This window comes from Phyllobacterium sp. P5_D12, assembly GCF_054049495.1.
Genome location: NZ_JBFUMG010000924.1, coordinates 1 through 1,157 on the forward strand (window position 1 = coordinate 1; position 1,157 = coordinate 1,157).

At 60.6% G+C, this 1,157-nt stretch carries 1 protein-coding gene and 1 pseudogene; one reads left to right on the plus strand and one right to left on the minus strand.

Annotated features, from left to right (window positions below):
- Window positions 1-392: pseudogene (locus ACXJ5O_RS27670) on the plus strand (hypothetical protein); the annotation flags it as partial.
- Between the two features lie 76 nt (window positions 393-468).
- On the opposite strand, the gene ACXJ5O_RS27675 reads toward ACXJ5O_RS27670, so the two are convergent.
- On the minus strand, window positions 469-1,157 hold a 689-nt coding region (locus ACXJ5O_RS27675; protein ID WP_457302707.1), incomplete at its 5' end, for a hypothetical protein.

The window sequence follows — 1,157 nt, forward strand, 5'->3', positions numbered from 1 at the left end:
GTGCCGGCTATTCGGTTCTGCAGAATGAGCGGGGCAATCTCGACGTTGTCGGCGGCCTGAGGGTCTGGCACGCCAGCACCGACATCTCGTTCAGCGGCGGCTTGCTCGACGGTGGCCCTAGAAGCGACGGGGCGACTTGGGTCGACGGATTGGGTGGCGTGCGCGGCAAATATTCGATCACCGACAAAGTGTATTTCACCGGGTGGGGCCTGGTCGGCGGCGGTGGTGCGAACGTCGACTGGGATGTTGCAGGCGGCATCGGCTATAGTTTCAACGACAAGGTATCAGCCGTCGCAGGTTATCGCGCGCTTGGTGTCGACTACAGCGATGACGGATTCGTCCTCGACGTCGTCCAGCAAGGGCCGATCTTCGGCGTCGTCATGCATTTCTAACGTCACGCCACTGCCTACATCCTCGACGCAAAGTTCATGGCGCATCAAGAAGGCGTGAACTTTGCGCGAGGTAACTTTAGTAGCAAGGTGGAAGTGGATAGTAGCCACATTGCGGGTAGTAGTATGGATTGGCAGCCGCCGCTCCTATGGCAGCACCCGCCACCGCGCCTGCTGCAACCGCACCGCTGCCATACCACGCTCCATGATAGACCGGAGCATGCCAGTAGTTCCCGCTGACGTGGGCAACATTGACGTCACCGACATGGGCGTAGCCTCCATGGAAATCTCCTGCAGCAAAGTCGCCGCCACGGAACCCGCCTCCGCCAAAGTTCCCACCTCCGGCAAACCCGCCTCCATGGAAACCACCGCCGCCGAAACCGCCGCCTCCGCCAAATCCGCCACCGAAATGATCGATGAAAAGCGCTGCTGGTCCAGTCCCACCATCCAGGCTTCCTTCGAGAACCGTAACGTCGAATGTGAGATTGACGCCGTCGAGCTTCGGAGATTTGAGCGTGACCACAGCGTCACTCACACCTGATCCGTCGCCGCCCAGCACGGATACCGTGGCATTCGGCGGATCAATGGCAAAGTTGTCCTTGCCCTCGTCCCACTGCATGATGAACTGTTCGGTGGCGACATGTCCTGCGGCCCGCACCGGACGGTCGGCAAAGACGATGGAATTCGCCGACACCCCGGTGAGCACCAGCTTGCCGCCATCGAGCTTGGCACCTGCCGAATTGATGACTGCCAGTGATGGCACAGGGC